Source organism: Planomonospora parontospora, from assembly GCA_014647935.1.
Taxonomy (GTDB): domain Bacteria; phylum Actinomycetota; class Actinomycetes; order Streptosporangiales; family Streptosporangiaceae; genus Planomonospora; species Planomonospora parontospora.
The window spans coordinates 41,439-57,515 of record BMQD01000014.1 but is presented as its reverse complement, the minus strand read 5'-3'; the positions used below and the strand labels follow the sequence as shown (position 1 = coordinate 57,515).

The window sequence follows — 16,077 nt, the reverse complement described above, 5'->3', positions numbered from 1 at the left end:
TTCCTGGTTACCCGGGAAAAACCGGGTGATTCCTCTCCTTTCGACGGGTGGCGGCGGGTCGGCGTTCCCGAGGTCCGCCGTACGGCCCGCGCGGGAGGGCGGGAGGAGGGAGGCGCGGGACCTCCCGGACGCTCGGGGGAGACGCGGCCGGAGGCGGTGCGGACCCTCCCGGGCCGGGACGTTTCAGCGGATGCGGGCGCCGTCGACGACCTTGCGCTTGCCCAAGGGCTTCCTGAGCTTGACCGTGGTCGACTTCTGGATGGCGATCTCGATGCAGGCGACGTTCTGCGCCTTGCTGCTCGGGCCCTCCCACAGGGTGACGGTCACCCGCTTGGAGGTCTCCTTCACGGTCACCCGGTCGAGCACGTTGCAGGGCTCCACCCCGGACCACCAGACGACTCGCAGCGTCCGGCCGTTCTTGTACGGCCGGGCCTTCAGCCAGGGGACCCGGCGGGGGTCGTCGGCGTCGCCCGTCGGCTTGACCGGCCTGGGGCCGTGGGTGGGCTCGACCTTGGGGGCGACGGTGCCCGCCACCGGCTGGGAGGGGGCGGTGCCGGTCGCCGCGGAGCCTCCGGGTGAGAAGGCGGTCGCCGCGGAGGGGGCCGGGGAGCCGGTCACCGTCTCGGCGCCGCACCCCATGGACAGAAGCAGGGTTCCCGCCGCGAGCGGGATCGCGATCCTACGCATGCCCCTATGACGGCCCGGCGGGGCGGGCGGTTCAGCACCCTTGCCGAACCCTTGACAGCCTTCTGCGCCCGAATCAACATGAACAGAACTCATGTTCTCTCGGAGCGGTACCGGTTCGCCGGCGACCGCTCCACCGCACGACGGTTCCGGCCCACCCCCACCGGTCCCCGCGGACCGGCCCGCCCCCCCGGGAGAAAACGCATGCGGCTCGCACGTCCGAGAACCCGAACACTGACCCTGCTGCTGACCGCGGCGCTCGGCGTCGCGGTCCCGCCGGCCCCGCCCGCCGCGGCGGGCACCGGTCCGGCGGGGACCGCCGCGGCCGCCGAGCCGCCCGGCTACCTGGTCGGCCGGGGCATCTCCGACGTCACCGGGGAGATCGCCGAGGTCGGCATGATGGGCTACTCCAGCTTCGAGCAGAAGGCCTCGGGACTGCACCAGCGCCAGCGCTCACGCGCGTTCGTCGTCGTCGACCGGGCCACCGGCAGGCGGGTCGCGTACGTCAACGCCGACCTCGCCATGATCTTCGAGGCGGTCCGGCAGCAGGTGATCGCCAGGCTGAAGCAGCGGTACGGCACGCTGTACACCGAGCAGAACGTGCTGCTGTCGGCGACGCACACGCACGCCGGGCCGGGTGGCTTCTCCCACCACCTGGCGTACAACCTGGCGAGCCTGGGCTTCCAGAAGGGCACCTACGGGGCGATCGTGGACGGCATCGTCGAGTCGGTCGCGGAGGCGCACGACGACCTGCGGCCGGGCACCGTCACCCTGGGCAGGGGAGAGCTCACCGACGCCAGTGTGAACCGGTCCCGCGCCGCCTTCGACCGCAACCCCGCGCAGGACAGGGCGGCCTTCCCCGGCGGCATCGACCCGGCGATGACCGTCCTGCGCTTCCGGCAGGGAGGCGCCGACGTCGGCGCGATCAGCTGGTTCGCCACCCACAACACCTCCCTGACCAACGCCAACACCCTGGTCAGCCCGGACAACAAGGGGTACGCGGCCTACCGCTGGGAGCACGACCACGCCGGGGTGCGCTACCTGGACCCGGGGCCGGGCTTCGTCGCGGCGTTCCCCAACACCAACGCCGGCGACATGTCGCCCAACCTGAACCTGAGGCCCGGATCGGGGCCGACCGAGGACGAGTTCGCCAACACCCGGATCATCGGCGAGCGCCAGTTCGCGAAGGCCCGGCAGATCTACGACAGCGCGACGACCCCGGTCACCGGCGGGGTCGACTCCCGGATGCGCTTCGTCGACATGGAGAACGTCGCCGTCGACGGGAGGTACACCCCGGACGGCAGGCCCGGCCGCACCTGCACCGCCATGGTCGGCGCGTCCACGCTCGCGGGCAGCACCGAGGACGGCCCGGCGATCCCGGGCTTCCGGGAGGGCATGACCGGCCCCATCGGCCGGATCCTCGCCTCGTTCGACGTCCCTCCACCGGCCTCGCTGCTGGCCTGCCAGGCGCCCAAGGCGAACCTGGTGCCGACCGGCCTGATCACCGAGCCGGTGCGGGCGACGCCGAACGTCCTGCCGCTGCAGATCCTCAGGATCGGGCAGCTGTACCTGGTGGCGGGCCCCGCCGAGTACACGATCGTCTCCGGTCTGCGGATCCGGCGGTCGGTCGCGGCGGAGCTGGGCGTGCCGCCGGAGAACGTGCTGCTGCAGGGCTACGCCAACGCCTACAGCCAGTACGTGACCACGCCGGAGGAGTACGCGCTGCAGCAGTACGAGGGCGGTTCGACGCTGTACGGCCCGCACACCCTGCCCGCCTACCAGCAGGAGTTCGCCCGGCTCGCCGCCGCGCTGCGGGACGGGGCCCCGGTCGACCCGGGCACGGCTCCGCCCGACCTGTCCGGTGCGCAGTTCACCCTCCAGACGGGCGTGGTCCTCGACAGCGCGCCGCCGTCCACCTCGTTCGGGCAGGTGCTCACCGAGCCCGCCGCCGCCCACCGGCGCGGGGAGACCGTGACGGCCGAGTTCGTCACCGGGCACCCGAAGAACGACCTGCACCGCAACGGGACCTACCTGGAGGTGCAGCGCCTGGTGGACGGGACGTGGCGGCGCCATCTGGACGACGGCGACTGGCACACGAAGTTCCGCTGGACCCGCCTCAACGCCGTCACCGGCACGTCCAAGGCCACCGTCACCTGGGACGTCGCCGCGGACACCCCGCCCGGCGCCTACCGCATCGTGCACTTCGGGGACCGGCGGAACCTGCTCGGCAGGGTCACGCCGTTCACCGGCGTCTCCCGGGCGTTCACGGTGTCCTGACCGAGGCCCCCGCGCCCCGTACCGGCCTCCCTCCGCGTCCCCGCCGACCGCACCGGGCGGGGACCCGGCAGGGGGCGCCTCCTCCGGGCCGGGGACCCGGCAGGGGCGGTTGCGGGCCGCGTTCCCCGTACCTCCGCCGCCCCGGGCGGGGGTCCGGCGGGGTGCGTTCGGGCCGGGCTCGCCGCACTCCGGCCGGGCCGCACCTCGTAAGCTGGTCGTCCCTGACCCCCTAGGCAAGGTGCGCTGGCATGATCGCGATTCTCGGGACCGGCAAGATGGGCGAGGCGCTGCTGTCCGGGCTGCTCCGGGCGGGGTTCAAGCCGGGCGACGTGATCGCGACCGCCCGGCGCGCCGAGCGGGCCGAGGCGCTCCGGGAGCGGTACGGCGTGCGGGTGCTGTCCAACCCCGAGGCCGCCAAGCACGCCGACACCCTCATCCTGGCGGTCAAGCCGCAGGACATGGGGACGCTGCTGGCGGAGATCGCGCCCTGCGTCCCCGCCGACCGCCTGGTGATCTCGGCGGCGGCGGGCATCACGACCGCGTTCGTGGAGACCCGGCTCGGCGGGGAGGTCCCGGTGGTCCGGGTGATGTCCAACACGCCGGTTCTGGTGGACGAGGCGATGAGCGTGATCTCGGGAGGCGCCCACGCCACCGAGGAGCACCTCAGGAGGGCCGAGGACCTGCTGCGGCCGGTCGGCAAGGTGCTGCGCATCCCCGAGTCCCAGCAGGACGCCGCGACCGCGCTCTCCGGCAGCGGTCCCGCCTACTTCTTCTACCTGGTCGAGGCCATGGTCGACGCGGGCATCCTGCTCGGCATGCCCCGGGCCGCCGCGCTCGACATGGTCACCCAGTCGATCGTCGGCGCCGCGATCATGCTCCGCGACTCGGGCGAGCACCCCGTCATCCTGCGCGAGGCCGTCACCTCCCCGGGCGGGACCACCATCGCGGCCATCGCCGAGCTGGAGCGCCACAGCGTCCGGGCCGCCTTCCTGGCCGCCATCGAGGCGGCCCGGGACCGGGGCCGCGAGCTCGCCGCCGGCTGACCGGCCGGGCCCGGCGGCCGTCCGCGCCCGTGCGGTAACGTCGGCCGGAGAAGAGATCGAACCGCGCCGGGGCGCGGGAGGCCGTCGACGGACGGGCCGCGGTTCCTGGCGGCGCGGCGGATAGGGAGGCGCAGTGAGCCGGTCCGTGCGGGTCGTCTGGGAGGACGCGCTCACCGCCTACGACTTCGGTCCCGGGCACCCGCTCGCGCCCGTCCGGGTCGAGCTGACCATGGCGCTGGCCCGGGAGCTGGGCGTGCTCGACGCGGTCGAGCTGGCCGGCTGCGCGCCCGCCACCGACGACGAGCTGGCCCTGGTCCACCGGCGCGACTACATCGAGGCGGTCCGGCGGGTCTCGGCGACCGGGCGGCCCGACCGCGCCGCCGGGCTGGGCACCGAGGACAACCCCGCCTTCGCCGGGGTGCACGAGGCCTCCGCGCTCATCGCCGGGGCCACGCTGGCCGCGACCCGCGCGGTGTGGACGGGGGAGGCCGAGCACGCGGCGAACGTCGCGGGCGGGCTGCACCACGCGATGCCGGGCACGGCGAGCGGCTTCTGCGTCTACAACGACCCGGCGGTGGCCATCGGCTGGCTGCTGTCCCAGGGCGCCTCCAGGGTCGCCTACGTGGACGTGGACGTGCACCACGGGGACGGCGTCCAGGCGATGTTCCACGACGACCCCAGGGTGCTCACCGTCAGCCTGCACGAGAGCCCCCGGACCCTCTTCCCGGGCACGGGCTTCCCGCACGAGACCGGGGCGGAGGGCACCGCGGTCAACGTGGCGCTGCCGGCCGGCTGCGGCGACGGCGGCTGGCTGCGTGCCTTCCACGCGGTGGTCCCGCCGCTGCTGCGGGAGTTCGCCCCGGAGGTCCTGGTCACCCAGCACGGCTGCGACAGCCACGCGCTGGACCCGCTGGCCCATCTGATGCTCAGCCTGGACGGCCAGCGGACCGCCTACGCGGCGCTGCACGAGCTGGCCCACGAGACCGCGGGCGGCCGGTGGATCGTGACCGGCGGCGGCGGGTACGAACTGGTCCAGGTGGTGCCCCGGGCGTGGACCCACCTGCTGGCCGAGGTGTCCGGCCACCCGCTCGACCCGGCCACCGCCACCCCCCAGGGCTGGCGGCAACTGGTGCGGGAGCGGACCGGCGAGACGCCGCCGCTGTCCATGACCGACGGCAGGAAACCGGAATTCACCGACCTGTCCGCCGGTTATGACCCGGCAGACCCGGTCGACCGGGCGATCCTGGCGACCAGGAACGCCGTGTTCCCCTTCCACGGACTGGACCCGATCCCGTGACCCTGCACTCCGAACCGACCCCGAGCCCCGGATCGCGGGACGACCTCCGCGAGCACCTCGTCCGCACCCGGATCGCCGGCGACGTGGCGACCAGCCGGGAGAACAACCTCGACCACTACCGGTCGCTGGCCAACCGGGACCCGCACCACATGTTCGGGCTCACCCTGGGCGAGGGCTGGTCGTACCGGGACGTCCTGGACCTGATGGCCAAGTCGGCCGGGGTCGTGGCCGATCCGGCCCACCGGGAGGGCCGGGACACCATCGACCCGGACCGCACGATCGACGCCGTCGAGGCGATGGGCGACGTGATCGCGGGGGTGCTCCGGAACGCCGGGGCGCGGATCCTGGTTGCCACCGGCCACCCCACCGGTCTGCTCACCGTCCACCTGGCGCTGGCCAGGCTGGCGCGGGGGTGCGGGGCGACGCTGCTGAGCCCTGCCGAGGACTGGTCCTACACCGGCCCCCGCTTCGGGCGCAGGCGCAAGATCCGCTATCTCGACGACGTCGCCATGCTGGACGACAGGGGGGCCTTCGTGCACACCCACGATCCGGCGCCGATGGAGGCGATGATCGCGGAGATGGGGCAGGAGCTCCCCGACCTGGTGATCGCCGACCACGGGTGGGCCGGAGCGGCAGGGGAGGCGGGGATCCCGACGGTGGGATTCGCCGACAGCAACGACCCGGCGCTCTTCGTCGGCGAGGCGGAGGGCAAGATCGCGGTCACCGTGCCGCTCGATGACAACGTGCTGCCGAGGCACTACGCTCCGCTGACCGCGCATCTGGTCGCGAGGGTCACGAGCGCCCTCTGAGACGGGCGTGGCGCCGGATCCGGCCGTCCTTATACCGGCTTTTCGCGCCTGCATTCCATGGGGCTCGCCGATCCTTTGCCAACTTTTCGACGATGGTGGGCGACTCTTATGAGAGACGGCTGGCCCGTTCCAAGATCGGGTCTGAGGGCAGGGTCCGGCTGCTGGCCAGCGAGTTTCTCCATTCCGCTGACGTGGGACTGCGAACGTTGGGAAAATAGGGGGTTTGCGTGTTCGGAGTCCCGACTTACGCTGACGGCAGTAGACGTGCGTGAGCGATGGCACCAGTGGGGATAACCCGGAAACACGTGCGGAAGAGGCGTCCGATGGGTGCAGGCGAAAGACCTCTCAGCGAGGTGAAGTTCCTGACGGTGGCCGAGGTGGCCACGGTCATGAGGGTGTCCAAGATGACGGTGTACCGGCTCGTGCACTCGGGTGAGCTGCCGGCCATCCGGGTCGGCCGGTCCTTCAGAGTGCCGGAGCAGGCGGTGCACGACTATCTCCGGGACGCGTACATCGAGGCCGGTTGAAGCGACCGTGGGCCCGTGCCCCCCGGGTGAGCCCGGTGGAGGGGCGGGCCCGCGCCTCCCCGGGTGTGTCCCGGGCGCGGTCCGGAAGGCCGGCCTGGGCCGGGATCCCCGGTCCCGCGACCCCGGGGCGACGGCCGTGACACGGTGGTGCGGGGGCCGCGCCGCGGGTTCCCGCGCCCGGGACCCCGGGCCTGCGGGCGATCCACCGCCGATCGCCGGTAGTCTGTTGACCCGGTGTGCGCCCGCACGCCGGTTTGCAATTCGGCTACCAGCTACCTGGGGGTCCCGTGGGCTCTGTCATCAAGAAGCGTCGTAAGCGCATGGCGAAGAAGAAGCACCGCAAGCTTCTCAAGAAGACCCGTATCCAGCGGCGTAACAAGAAGTAGCAACGCGGACCTGCGAGGCGTCGATGACCCACACCGTGCTTGTCACCGGGGTCTCGCGCCACATCGGCGCCCGAGTGGCGAGCGTTCTCGCGGCTGACCCGGACATCCACCGGGTCATCGGAGTAGACACGGTGCCGCCGCCCTCGCTCTCACGTGATGGCGGCGTACCTCTCGGCCGGACGGAGTTCGTCCGCGTCGATCTGCGCAGCCCCGACATCGCCCAGGTGATCGCGGCCGCCGACATCGACACCGTCGTCCACGTGGGCCTGGTGAGCTCTCCCCCGAGGAGCGGCGGCCGTGCGCTCATGAAGGAGCACAACGTCATCGGCACCATGCAACTGCTCGGTGCCTGTCAGCGGTCCGCGACGGTCCGTCGCGTCGTCGTGCGCTCGACCACGGCCGTGTACGGCTCGTCGCCCCGCGACCCGGCCGTCTTCACCGAGGACGCCGAGCCGGCCGAGCCGCCCGTCCACGGGTACGCCAAGGACGCCGTCGAGGTCGAGGGATACGTCCGCGGCTTCGCCAGGCGGCGCCGGGACGTGACCGTGTCGATGCTCAGGTTCGCCAACTTCATGGGTCCGGGCGTCGACTCGCCGCTGACCCGCTACTTCTCCCAGCCGGTGCTGCCGACCGTGCTGGGCTTCGACCCGCGGCTGCAGTTCGTCCACGAGGACGACGCGGTCGAGGTGCTGCGCCGGATGGCGACGGAGGACCACCCCGGCACGTTCAACGCCGCCGGAGACGGGGTGCTGCTCCTGTCGCAGTGCCTGCGGCGGGCCGGGCTGCTCTCGGTGCCGGTCCCGCCCCCGGCCTTCGGTCTGCTCGGCGATCTCGCCAGGAGCGCGGGGCTGGTGAACTTCTCCCCCGAACAGCTCCGGCTCATGTGCCACGGCCGCGCGGTGGACGGTGCGAGGCTGGCCGCGACGCTCGGGTGGCGGCCCAAGTTCTCCACCGGCGCCGCCTTCGAGGACTTCCTGCGCACCCGGCGCCCGGGCGGCGGGCTCCCCGCCGCCGCCATGGACGTGCTCTCCCGTATGGTGACGAGATGAGCGAGACGGCGGGCAGGACCGGCGGACCGCACGGCGAGCCGCACGAGGCGCAGGTCATCCCCATCTCCCGGGGCCGCTCCCGCTCCGACCACGAGCCGCCTCGGGATCAACCCGATCGCGAGCCGCCTCGGGACCGCTCCGATCACGGGCCGCGGCGGGATCCCGGCGGCGGGCCGTACGCCTCCGGTGACGACCGCGGCCTGTGGGGCGACGGCGGGGACGACGGGGACCGGCGCCTGGCCGAGCTGCTGGCGTTCCTGCGGCGCCGCCTCACCGGGCAGTACGAGGTCGACGAGTTCGGCTTCGACGCCGAGCTGACCGACAAGGTGCTGCTGGAGCTGATCCGCCCGCTCTACCGCCACTGGTTCCGCGTCGAGACGGTCGGCGCCGAGAACGTTCCCGGCGACTCGGGCGCGCTCGTGGTCGCCAACCACTCGGGCACGATCCCGGTCGACGCGCTCATGCTCCAGGTGGCCCTGCACGACGACCATCCCGACCGGCGGGCGATCCGCCTGCTCGGTGCGGACCTGGTCTACCGGCTCCCGCTGCTCGGGCACCTGTCCCGCAAGACCGGTCACACGCTGGCCTGCCGCGAGGACGCCGACCGGCTCCTGCGCAAGGGCGAGCTCGTGGGGGTCTTCCCGGAGGGCTTCAAGGGCGTCGGCAAGCCGTTCTCCGAGCGCTACCGGCTCCAGCGCTTCGGCCGGGGCGGGTTCGTCGCCTCGGCGATCCGGGCCGGGGTCCCGATCGTGCCCTGCGCGATCGTGGGGGCCGAGGAGATCTATCCGAAGATCGGCGACCTGCGCTTCCTGGCCAGGGCGCTCGGCCTGCCGTACCTGCCGATCACCCCGCTGTTCCCCTGGTTCGGGCCGCTGGGCCTGGTCCCGCTCCCGTCCAAGTGGCTGATCGGCTTCGGTGAGCCCATCCGGACCGACGAGTACGCCCCCGGCGACGCCGACGACCCGATGCTGGTCTTCAACCTCACCGACCAGGTGCGAGAGGTCGTCCAGCAGCAGCTGAACGAGCTCCGCCTCCGACGGGGCCACGCCTTTCCCCCCTTCCTCTGACCGGTCCGGCCGCGCGCTCCGGCGGGGAGGACGTCCGGCCCCCGCCTGCGCCTCCGCGGGCGGAACAAGCCGTGATTTTTATTAGGCATGGCGTCTAACAATGGGTGCTTTCGACCGATATGGTGTGCTCAGCAGAGAACCCTGGAGGTTGGGAGGGGCCATGGCCGCACGCCGTACCGCGACGAGGGCCGCACTCGCCGGGCTGGCCGTGGGGGTGGCGCTGGGCGCGGCCGGACGGCGCCGGAGCCGGGAACGGTCCAAGGCGGCGCTCGGCGGGCACCGCGGACGGCCGGTCACCGTCACCGTCGACGACGGCGTCCAGCTCGCGGTCGACATCGAGGAGGCCGGGTCCCCGGAGTTCGCCGTGGTGTTCGCGCACGGCTGGACCATGAACCGGCACTGCTGGCACTTCCAGCGGGAGGCCTTCAAGGGCCGGGGCGCCCTGGTCTTCTACGACCAGCGGGGCCACGGCGGCTCCGCGGCCGGGGCGCCCGACGCCTGCACGATCGACCGGCTCGGCGACGACCTGGCCGCGGTGATCGAGCGGGCCGTCCCCGAGGGGCTGCCGGTGGTGCTGGTCGGGCACTCCATGGGCGGTATGACGATCATGGCCTTCGCGGAGCGGCACCCCGGGCTGCTCGCCTCGCGGGTGGCGGGGGTGGCACTGCTCAGCACCTCGTCGGGGCGGCTGCGGGAGAGCACGTTCGGGCTGCCCGGCCCGGTCGGCCGGCTCGCCCCCGTCGTCACCCCGATCGTGTTCGACCGCCTGCGCGCCCGCGCAGAGCTCATCGACCGCAGCGTCGCCCTCAGGACGCGCACCAATCTGCCGGTGACCCGCTACGTCGCGTTCGGCCCCGGTGCGCGCCGCGACCACGTGCGGTTCGTCACCGAGATGGTCGCCACCACGCCGACCGAGGTCATGGTCGGCTTCTTCAACGACTTCCTCGTCCACGACAAGAGCGGGGCGCTGGCCCCGCTCGGCTCGGTGGAGACCCTCGTCATGGTCGGCGCGCGCGACCGCCTGACGCCGAAGGTGCACAGCCACCGCATCGCCGAGGCCGTGCCGGGGGCCCGGCTCCAGATCGTCCCCGGCGCCGGCCACATGATCGGGCTGGAGCGGCCCGAGGTCGTGAACGCGGCCCTGTCGGGTCTGTTCGACCGGGCCCTGCGCCGCGCGTCGGACCGGGCCCGGGACGAGGCGGGTACGGGCTGACCCCGGGCGCGGTGCGGTCCGGGGTCACGGGCCGACGCGAGTCCTGTGGGGCTGTGGGTTGACATGCGTCCTGAGGCCTTGGGCCGACGCGACGCTCCGCGAGCGCGGGAGGGCGTCAGGACGAGCGGTAGTGGCGGCGCAGGGCGATGGCGGCGGCCACGCCGCCCGCCACCGCACCGGCCCCGGCGGCGATGGGCAGGCCGATCATCGTGGCCCTACGCCCGGTACGGAAGTCCTTGATGTCCCATTCGTTCTCCCGGGCGTGGTCACGGAGCTCCCCGTCGGGGTTGATCGCGACGGCGTTGCCGACCAGGGAGAGCAGCGGCAGGTCGTTGGCCGAGTCGCTGTAGGCGAAACAGCGGTTCAGATCGAGGCCCTCCCGGCGGGCCAGGGCCCGCACGGCCTCCGCCTTGGCGGGACCGTGCAGCAGGTCGCCGACCAGCCGGCCGGTGTAGACGCCGTCCACGGTCTCGGAGACGGTGCCGAGGGCGCCGGTGAGGCCGAGGCGCTGGGCGATGACCCGGGCGAGCTCGATCGGGGTGGCGGTCACCAGCCAGACGCGCTGGCCGGCGTCCAGGTGGCTCTGCGCGAGGGCGCGGGTGCCGGGCCAGATGCGGTCGGCCATCGCCTCGTCGTAGATCTCCTCGCCGAGGCGGACGATGTCCTCCACCCTGCTGCCCGCCACGAAGGCCAGCGCGGTCTCCCGGGCCTCGGCGATGTGCTCGGGGTTCTCGTCGCCGCGGACGCGGAACACGGCCTGCCCGAGCGCGAACCTCACCAGGTCCTTGGTCGTGAACAGCCCGCGCGAGGCCAGGCCCCGGGCGAAGTGGTAGATCGAGGCGCCGCGCATCATGGTGTTGTCGACGTCGAAGAAGGCGGCGGCGGTCGGATCCGGCTCGGCCATCGGCAGGGCGACGGCCGCCGCGGCCGCCACCTCTCCGGCCGTCTCCGCCGCGCTCCGCCGTCGTATCAGCCGCTTCATAGCAACTCAGCTTAACCGCAGCACACCGGTCCGGCCCGGCTACGCCGGGCCGGACGGCGGCGTTTCACCCGCCGGTCACCCGGGCGGTGCCAGGCCTTCGATGTAGTTCAGGTAGCCGTTAGCCCTGCGCTGGTCCTCCTCGTCCATCTTGGGGAGCATCCCCTCGATCTGGTCGCGCTGCTTGCGGACGAAGCGTTCGAGGTCGCCGGTGACCTCCTCGGCGTCCTCCGCGTCGCGGCGCCGTACCCGGGTCAGGGAGGTGACCGCCGAGCGGGTGGTGTCCTCCATCGCCTGGAGGGTCTGCCCGACCAGGTTCTCCCCTCCCTGGGCCGCGGAGCCGAGCAGCGCCTCGACCTCGTCGGCGCGGGTCGAGGCGGACTGCAGACCGCGGTCGGCCCGTTCGGCGTCGTCGGTGCTCAGTCGGAGGAGGGTGTTCTCGGCGGCGCGCTTGAGCGGGTAGAGCGTGTCGCCGGGCACCGACCCGTAGGTGGTCAGGCCGGTGGTCACCATGCCCACGGCCAGCGCGGCGCTCAGCAGCTGCGGGAGCAGCCGGACGCGCGGCGCCCGCCGGGCGCGCCGTACCGGGACCGGCTCGGGGAGGGGATCCCGGCCGGGGGAGGCGTGCACGAGCCGGTCGCGGAGCTCGGCCCTGAACTCCGGCCGGGGGGAGGCGCCCCCCATCCGGGTGCCGAGCCCCGACACGCGGTGCCGGGCGCGCGCCCGGGATCTCCGTGAGATCCCGGGCAGCCACTTACCCATGAACGCTCCCTGCCGCCCCCGGAAGATGACCCATCGCTCATCTGCCTAACGACGGCCCGGCGGGGCGGGTTACGCGGCGTCCCGGGACGGGTGTCGACGGGTCCGCCGTCACGGGCGTCCTCAGCCGAGGTCCGCGGGGAGCGCCCGGGCGAGCGCCCGGATCGCACGGAACTGCAGGGCCTTGATGGCGCCGCTCTTCTTACCCATGATCAGGGCGGTCTCGGCCAGGGACATGCCGTGCAGGAACCGCAGGACCACGCATTCCTGCTGCTCGGGCCGGAGCGCGCGGACGGCGCGGAGCACCCGGTCGTTGACCATCGCGGTGACGACGGCGTTCTCCGGGATGTGCGGGCCGTCGAGCGGGGTCTCGAACACGTCGGCCGTGGTGACCTCGAGCCGGTAGCGGCCCGACTTGAAATGATCGGTGACGAGGTTTCTGGCGATGGTCACGAGCCAGGCCCCGAAGTCACGTCCTTGCCAAGTGAAGTCGGCGATTCGGCGAAGCGCGCGGAGGAAGGTCTCGCTCGTGAGATCCTCGGCGAGCGGGTGGGATCCGACCCGGAGATAGATATAGCGGTAGACCAGGTCAAGATAGCGGTCGTAGAGCGTGCCGAACGCCTCCGTGTCTCCTGTCTTGGCGCGCAGGACGAGTCTTCTCAGTTCCTCGGAGGCGTCCTCGCGTACGGCGGGATCGTTGTTGCGGACAGGCTGGGCCACCCCGGTGACGGTCGGGAGGGGCCCGGCTAATGACCACGTGTCTGGCATCCGGTATCCCTGGGGAGGAAGGGTGCGGCGTGCCCGCCCACTCTAGGAATCATCAGGAAATTCCACAATCCACTTCGTACCGTCGTGACTGGCGGTAATCGCCGTATACGGTGTGGGGCCGGTCTTCCTCGCAGGACCGGTCCAGGTAGTCGGGCACGGGCCCGGCTACCGGTCGAAGGGTAATGTCCGGCAGCATTGGAGACACCATGGAAGTCCTCGTCGCTGTCATCGCGCTCGCCGGAGCCCTGCTCGCCGCCATCGCCACGGGCGCCCTCGCCAACCGGCTCCGCACCGAGCCCGCCGGATGGCTGATCGCCTGGAGCGTCGCCACGGCGGCGCTGTGCGTGTCACTGGGAGTGATGGCCGCAGGTCACCTCCTGGGGTTCGGGGCGCTCACGTTCCGCGTCTACCAGCTGACGGGGTCGCTGCTGGCGCCGCTGTGGCTGGCCGTCGGCGTCATCCAGCTCCTGGCCCGCAAGCCCGCCGCGAAGTTCGGCTCCTGGCTGCCGGGAGCCGGGCTGACCGCCGTCGGGCTGGTGATCCTGCTGGTGGACCCCGTCCGGAACGAGAAGGACTTCGCCAAGACCCTCCCGGTCACGGCCGCCCACTGGAACCCCCCGCCCTCCTACCTGCTCATGGCCCTCCAGGCCTTCGTGGCGGTGGTGCTGCTGGCCGGTCTGGTGGTCGCGGTCCTGCGCTGGCGCAACGGCGACGACTACGACACCGACAACATGCACGCGCTCGGCGTCCTCGCCCCCACCGGGCTGGCCCTCGTCGGGGCATGCGCCTTCGGGGCCCCGGGGACGCTCATCGTGCTGCTGCACCTGCTGGCCGCCGCGGCCGTCTGGTACGCCGTGCTCCGCCCGCTCGCGCCGTACGACGACGAGGACGACGACGACTTCGAGGAGGACGACTGGGAGGACCGGCGCCCGAGACTCGCGCCTCCCCGGGACGTCCAGGTCGCGGGCCGACGTACGGTCCCCGGGCAGCCGACCGGCGCGGCGCCTGTCCAGATGCCCGGCGCCGCTCCCGAGGCCGCTCCCGGCGCCGCGTCCGGTCAGCCCTCGCGCCGGTCGGGTCTCGGCGACCTCGTCGCGGAGTACCGCGCGGGCGAGCAGGACGTGGACTACGCGGCCCGGATGCGTCAGCCCGGCCAGCCCGGCCAGGCCCACGACGATCCGTTCGGCGGCCCCGCCACCGGCACCTTCATGGCCGGCGAGTACGGCATGCCGCTCACAGGCCAGCCGCCGGCCGACCACGACTACACCCAGCCGCCCCCCAGGACCGGCCAGTTCGTCATGCCGCCGGCCACCGGTCCGGTGACGGGCGAGTACAGCATCCCCCTCAACGAGTTCGGCGGGCACGCGCCCTCCCCCGGGGTGCAGGACAGGGCCTCGCGCCCGATGCCCGCGGAGGAGGCGTTCGGCGCCCGCAGCCCGATGTCCGCGGAGGAGGCGTTCGGCGCCCCGGCCGGCCCGCCCGGCCCGGCCCGCTCGAGTGCGGCTCCGGGGACGCCCCCGCTGCCGGACGACCGCGTCCGCGTCTCACCGAGCATCTTCGGCCTGCTCACCGTGTTCACGCTGATCGACGGCACCGGCGAGGCGTTCGACCGGCTGGCCGAGGAGACCGTGGAGATCGTGCGCGGGAGCGAGCCCGACACCCTGATCTACGCCTGCCACTCGGTGAAGTCCGCCCCGCTCCAGCGCATCGTCTACGAGCTCTACCGCGACGAGGTGGCCTACCGGGAGCACCAGAGCCAGCCCCACGTGGAGCGGTTCGTCGCCGAGCGGCAGGGCATGGTGCTCGCCACCAACGTCATCGAGCTCAACGTGAACGCCGCGAAGGTGATCCCGCTCCCGACCGCCTTCAGGATCTGAGCGCGGCGCGCAGGCGGTTCTCGTCGACGCGCCAGAAATCGTGCTGGACGCCGTCGACCAGGGTGACCGGGATCATCTCCCAGTATTTCGCGTGGTCCTCCGCGGAGGCCGTGATGTCGCGCTCCTCCCAGGGAACGCCCAGCTCCCCGGCGACCCGCTCGATGACGGCCCGCGCGTCGTCGCACAGGTGACATCCGGGCTTGCCGAGCAGCGTGATGCGGTGATCCTGCGGTGCCATGCGATCACGCTAACCGATCGCGGCCCCCGAGCCGCGACGCGCAGCGTCGCCGTCAGCGTCGCCGTCAGCGTCGCCGTCAGCGTCGCCGTCAGCGTCGCCGTCAGCGTCGCCGTCAGCGTCGCCGTCAGCGTCGCCGTCAGCGTCGCCGTCAGCGTCGCCGTCAGCGTCGCCGTAAACGTCGCCATCAACACTGTCGGCTTGGCCACACCGGACGCTCTCACTTTGTGCATCGGTTCACAAAGGGACTAACCTGGATGACAGTGGCCTCACCTCGTCATCCGTCGCGTCCGGGCCGCGCCGGCCGCCTGTCCCCTGGAGCTCCGGCACGTGATCCGCCGTCCGTCCCAACCTCGTGAGCGTGGCATACCCGAGGCGACCGTCGCCCGGCTGCCGCTCTATCTGCGGGCGCTCAACGGCATGGCCGAGCGGGGGCTGGCGACCGTGAGCTCGGAGGACCTGGCCGCCGCCGCCGGGGTGAACTCGGCGAAGCTCCGCAAGGACCTGTCGCACCTGGGCTCCTACGGCACGCGCGGGGTCGGCTACGACGTCGAATACCTCATCTACCAGATCTCCCGAGAGCTGGGCCTGACCCAGGACTGGGCCGTCGCCATCGTCGGGGTCGGCAACCTCGGCCGGGCGCTCGCCAACTACGGGGGTTTCGTCTCCCGCGGATTCCGGGTCGCCGCGCTCCTGGACGCCGACCCCGAAGTGGTGGGCGACCACATCGCGGGGTTGAATGTGGAGCACATCGACGAGCTGGAAACCGTGATAAGGCTGCGGGGAGTGTCGATCGTGGTGCTCGCGACGCCTGCCGCGGCGGCCCAGCAGGTGGCCGACAGGGTCGTCGCCGCGGGGGTGACCAGCATCTTGAACTTCGCCCCCGTCGTGCTTTCCGTGCCTGAAGGGGTCGATATCCGTAAGGTCGACCTGTCGATCGAACTGCAGATCCTCGCGTTCCACGAGCAGCGCAAGATGGATCGGATGACTGGGGGGCCCGCGATGGCCGACGAATGGCCCGAGGCGGTGGACCTGTGACTTCACAGAGGACGAGAGAGTGCCGCCGCGGGCGGGACCTGACCGGCCGGTACGGCCTGCCCGCGGACG

Annotated in this window: 17 protein-coding genes; 12 read left to right on the top strand and 5 right to left on the bottom strand. The window is 72.6% G+C overall.

Going from position 1 to position 16,077, the window contains the following annotated elements; all coding sequences use genetic code 11:
* Window positions 1-183: 183 nt before the first annotated feature.
* Window positions 184-687: a hypothetical protein gene (locus IEZ07_RS21765; protein ID WP_191896424.1), complete on the bottom strand. Its 504-nt coding sequence runs from the start codon at window positions 685-687 to the stop codon at window positions 184-186.
* A gap of 201 nt (window positions 688-888) precedes the next feature.
* On the opposite strand from IEZ07_RS21765, the gene IEZ07_RS21760 reads away from it, so the two are divergent.
* The 9 genes from IEZ07_RS21760 to IEZ07_RS21720 all read left to right on the top strand — a co-directional run bounded on the left by IEZ07_RS21760 (window position 889) and on the right by IEZ07_RS21720 (window position 10,352).
* Window positions 889-2,961: a neutral/alkaline ceramidase gene (locus tag IEZ07_RS21760; RefSeq protein WP_191896423.1), complete on the top strand. Its 2,073-nt coding sequence runs from the start codon at window positions 889-891 to the stop codon at window positions 2,959-2,961.
* A gap of 248 nt (window positions 2,962-3,209) precedes the next feature.
* Window positions 3,210-4,004, top strand: coding sequence for a pyrroline-5-carboxylate reductase (gene proC, locus IEZ07_RS21755; RefSeq protein ID WP_068898144.1), 795 nt, complete (start codon window positions 3,210-3,212; stop codon window positions 4,002-4,004).
* A 133-nt stretch (window positions 4,005-4,137) separates the two neighbouring features.
* Window positions 4,138-5,301: an acetoin utilization protein AcuC gene (locus IEZ07_RS21750; RefSeq protein ID WP_191896422.1), complete on the top strand. Its 1,164-nt coding sequence runs from the start codon at window positions 4,138-4,140 to the stop codon at window positions 5,299-5,301.
* Entirely contained in the window at window positions 5,298-6,110 is an 813-nt protein-coding gene (locus IEZ07_RS21745; RefSeq protein ID WP_191896421.1) for a phosphatase, read from the top strand. The genes IEZ07_RS21750 and IEZ07_RS21745 overlap by 4 nt, the downstream gene beginning before the upstream one ends.
* 323 nt (window positions 6,111-6,433) lie before the next feature.
* Window positions 6,434-6,637, top strand: coding sequence for a helix-turn-helix domain-containing protein (locus IEZ07_RS21740; protein ID WP_012887307.1), 204 nt, complete (start codon window positions 6,434-6,436; stop codon window positions 6,635-6,637).
* 287 nt (window positions 6,638-6,924) lie between these two features.
* Window positions 6,925-7,023, top strand: coding sequence for a 30S ribosomal protein bS22 (locus tag IEZ07_RS21735; RefSeq protein WP_018654693.1), 99 nt, complete (start codon window positions 6,925-6,927; stop codon window positions 7,021-7,023).
* Between the two features lie 23 nt (window positions 7,024-7,046).
* Entirely contained in the window at window positions 7,047-8,072 is a 1,026-nt protein-coding gene (locus IEZ07_RS21730; RefSeq protein ID WP_191896420.1) for an NAD-dependent epimerase/dehydratase family protein, read from the top strand.
* Complete coding sequence (locus IEZ07_RS21725) at window positions 8,069-9,139, top strand: lysophospholipid acyltransferase family protein (RefSeq protein ID WP_239320583.1); 1,071 nt, start codon at window positions 8,069-8,071, stop codon at window positions 9,137-9,139. The genes IEZ07_RS21730 and IEZ07_RS21725 overlap by 4 nt, the downstream gene beginning before the upstream one ends.
* Window positions 9,140-9,299: 160 nt before the next feature.
* Window positions 9,300-10,352: an alpha/beta fold hydrolase gene (locus tag IEZ07_RS21720; protein ID WP_191896419.1), complete on the top strand. Its 1,053-nt coding sequence runs from the start codon at window positions 9,300-9,302 to the stop codon at window positions 10,350-10,352.
* A gap of 115 nt (window positions 10,353-10,467) precedes the next feature.
* Here the strand turns inward: IEZ07_RS21720 and IEZ07_RS21715 are convergent, their stop codons facing one another.
* The 3 genes from IEZ07_RS21715 to IEZ07_RS21705 form a co-directional block, all read right to left on the bottom strand.
* A complete protein-coding gene (locus tag IEZ07_RS21715) occupies window positions 10,468-11,334 on the bottom strand; it encodes an HAD family hydrolase (RefSeq protein ID WP_191896417.1) in 867 nt (288 codons plus the stop codon).
* 75 nt (window positions 11,335-11,409) lie between these two features.
* The gene (locus tag IEZ07_RS21710; protein ID WP_191896416.1) at window positions 11,410-12,093 is read right to left on the bottom strand and encodes a DUF5667 domain-containing protein; all 684 of its coding nucleotides are present in this window, start codon (window positions 12,091-12,093) and stop codon (window positions 11,410-11,412) included.
* A 120-nt stretch (window positions 12,094-12,213) separates the two neighbouring features.
* On the bottom strand, window positions 12,214-12,810 hold the full coding sequence (locus IEZ07_RS21705) for a sigma-70 family RNA polymerase sigma factor (RefSeq protein ID WP_229798462.1): 597 nt from the start codon (window positions 12,808-12,810) through the stop codon (window positions 12,214-12,216).
* 254 nt (window positions 12,811-13,064) lie between these two features.
* Between IEZ07_RS21705 and IEZ07_RS21700 the strand changes: the two genes are divergently transcribed.
* A complete protein-coding gene (locus tag IEZ07_RS21700; protein ID WP_191896414.1) occupies window positions 13,065-14,735 on the top strand; it encodes a putative quinol monooxygenase in 1,671 nt (556 codons plus the stop codon).
* Here the strand turns inward: IEZ07_RS21700 and IEZ07_RS21695 are convergent.
* Window positions 14,725-14,973 (bottom strand): glutaredoxin family protein, encoded by a 249-nt coding sequence (locus IEZ07_RS21695; RefSeq protein WP_191896413.1) that lies wholly within the window; start codon window positions 14,971-14,973, stop codon window positions 14,725-14,727. The two genes, IEZ07_RS21700 and IEZ07_RS21695, sit on opposite strands and share 11 nt — an antisense overlap.
* Between IEZ07_RS21695 and IEZ07_RS21690 the strand changes: the two genes are divergently transcribed.
* Both IEZ07_RS21690 and IEZ07_RS21685 read left to right on the top strand, forming a co-directional pair.
* Window positions 14,956-15,222 carry a hypothetical protein gene (locus tag IEZ07_RS21690; RefSeq protein WP_191896412.1) on the top strand — a complete coding sequence of 89 codons (267 nt, stop codon included), beginning with the start codon at window positions 14,956-14,958 and terminating at the stop codon, window positions 15,220-15,222. The two genes, IEZ07_RS21695 and IEZ07_RS21690, sit on opposite strands and share 18 nt — an antisense overlap.
* Before the next feature lie 78 nt (window positions 15,223-15,300).
* On the top strand, window positions 15,301-16,008 hold the full coding sequence (locus tag IEZ07_RS21685; protein ID WP_068898165.1) for a redox-sensing transcriptional repressor Rex: 708 nt from the start codon (window positions 15,301-15,303) through the stop codon (window positions 16,006-16,008).
* Window positions 16,009-16,077 lie beyond the last annotated feature (69 nt).